At 72.9% G+C, this 2,414-nt stretch carries 2 protein-coding genes; one reads left to right on the top strand and one right to left on the bottom strand.

Annotated elements, in window-relative coordinates; genetic code table 11:
- Positions 1-98: 98 nt before the first annotated feature.
- On the bottom strand, positions 99-503 hold the full coding sequence (locus ABZ749_RS33920; protein WP_357235188.1) for a peptidase inhibitor family I36 protein: 405 nt from the start codon (positions 501-503) through the stop codon (positions 99-101).
- A gap of 184 nt (positions 504-687) precedes the next feature.
- Between ABZ749_RS33920 and ABZ749_RS33915 the strand changes: the two genes are divergently transcribed.
- Positions 688-2,414: BTAD domain-containing putative transcriptional regulator (locus ABZ749_RS33915; protein ID WP_357235185.1), on the top strand; the 1,727-nt coding region annotated here is incomplete at its 3' end.

Below are 2,414 nucleotides of genomic sequence, written 5' to 3'. Positions count from 1 at the left end.
TCGGCGCGGTGCTGCTGCTCATCGCGCTCGGCCTCGCGCTGACCTTCGGCCAGATCGGCCTGGATGTCGATTCTCTCCCCCACCGGAGACTTCCGCCCTCAGCAGACCCGTACGGCCTCGATGCGCAGGTTCCAGGTGCCACCGATCGCGGCCGAGTCGTACGCCAGGTTCGCCCGATAGCCGTAGGCGTGCTGGTAGCCGAGGAGCCCGGTGGCGTTGGCGTTGTCCCAGAAGGTGGAGACGGTGCCGGAAGCCCGGTTGTTCTTGATCGACTGGGCCTCGTTGCGGAAGTACGAGGGCAGCGTGACGTCGTTACAGCCGTTGTACGGCCCGTCGAGGTAGAACACGTCACCGGAGAAGTTCGTACCGGCGTAGAGGCAGAGCAGGTTCGTGGGGCACGGGTAGTTGGCGGCCTGGGCCGGGCTCGGGGCGACGCCGAGCGCGGCGGTCAGGGCAACCGTGGCAACCAGGGCGGACGTGAGCCTTCGCCGAATATTTCGCACGTGAGTGACCTCCGGGTCTCGTCACGACCGAGGCGGCCGTGAGTCGAGTTGCCGACATCGGATTGAGAGATGTCGCTGTGCCGACGATGATCTGCGCGGTAGGTCGACGGATTCCTGCCGGAACCTCAATCCGGCCGTGTCAGTCGGCTTGGCCGACCGGCGACACGGGGGCGAGCGGCGGTTCATGGAGATTCGGATCCTCGGGCCAGTCGAGGTGTGGACGGACGGCCAGCTGATCGACGCGGGAGCGGCCCGGCAACGCGCCGTCCTCGCCGCGCTGGCGGTCGACGTGGGTCGGCCGGTTCGCGCGGAATCCCTGGTGGATCGGGTGTGGGGTGACTCCCCGCCGCCGCGGGTTCGGCACAACCTGCACGTCTACCTCGCTCGGATCCGCCGGGTGCTGACCGCCGCCGGGGCGCCGGACGCGCTGGTCCGCCGCTCCGGTGGGTACCTGCTGGACCTGCCGCCGGAGACCGTCGACGGCCAGCACTTCGACGCGCTGCGGCGGCGGGCCGACGAACTGGCCGACGACGACCCGGAGCGGGCGGAGCTGCTGCGCCGGGCGATGGCTCTGTGGCGCGGGGAGCCACTGGCCGGCCTGCCCGGCGAGTGGGCGGCCCGGGTCCGGCAGGACTGGCACCGCCGGCACATCGACACCGTCGTGCAGTGGGCCCGCGGCCCGCTTCGCCGGGGTGAGCCGGACGCCGTGATCGACCCGTTGACCCGGCTCGCCGACGACCACCCGCTCGACGAACCGGTCGCCGCCGCGTTGCTGCGCGCGCTGGCCGCCGCCGGACGAGGCGCCCAAGCCCTGGCGTACTACGCCCGCCTACGGGAACGGTTGGCCGAGGTCCTCGGTGCGGACCCGAGCGCGGAACTTCGCCAGTTGCACCAGGCCATCCTGCGCGGTGAGGTCACCGTGCCGGTGCCCCGCGCCGAACCCGCTCCGACACCGGGCGCGGCCGGTCCCGCCGCGCGGCCGACCCCAGCCCACCCGGTCCCGGCGCAGTTGCCGTCGGACGTCCGGGGCTTCGCGGGACGGGAGGCGGAGCTGGTTCGACTGAGCGCCCTGCGGGCGAATGCCGAGGCGCATCCCGGCGCCGTGCCGGTGGCGGTGCTCTCCGGATTGGCCGGGGTGGGCAAGACGGCGCTGGCCGTGCACTGGGCCCACCGGGTGGTCGAGAGTTTCCCCGACGGGCAGCTCTACGCCAACCTTGAGGGCTACAGCCACAGTGGCGTGGTGCGCACTGCGGAGCAGGTGGTGCGCGGCTTTCTCGCGGCGCTCGGTGTGTCGCCCCGGGAACTGCCGTTCGACCCGCAGGAGCAGACAGCGCTCTATCGGAGCCTGCTGGCCGGTCGACGGATGCTGGTGTTGCTGGACAACGCCCGGGACGCCGCGCAGGTCCGGCCGCTGCTACCCGGGTCCGCCCACTGCCTGGTGCTGGTGACGAGCCGGGACCGGCTGACCGGCCTGGTGGCCACCGAGGGCGCCGAGCCGTTGGTGCTGGATCTGCTCACCGCCGGGGACGCGGCCGCTCTGCTGCGGGCGCGGATCGGGGTGCGGGCCGAGAGGGAACGAGCTGCCATCGGCGAGTTGGTCGGGCTCTGTGACCGGCTGCCGTTGGCGCTGGTCGTGGTGGCGGCCCGGGCGGTGGTCCGGCCACAGCTCTCCCTGGCCGAGCTGGGCGCGCAGTTGCGCACCGACGGGGGCCTGGACGGGTTGGACGCCGGCGACCCCGCCAGCAGCGTGCGCACGGCCCTGTCCTGGTCGTACCGCCTGCTGACCGAGTCGACGGCCCGGCTCTTCCGGCTGGTCGGCGGCAGCACGGACCTGACAATCAGTACGGCGGCCGGGGCCAGCCTCGCCGGCGTCGAGCGCCGGCAGGTCCGGGCGGCGTTCGCCGAACTCGC

This window comes from Micromonospora sp. NPDC047753 (genome assembly GCF_040642735.1).
Taxonomy (GTDB): domain Bacteria; phylum Actinomycetota; class Actinomycetes; order Mycobacteriales; family Micromonosporaceae; genus Micromonospora.
The sequence above is the reverse complement of the archived record's forward strand: the minus strand, read 5'-3'. Positions and strand labels throughout refer to the sequence as shown.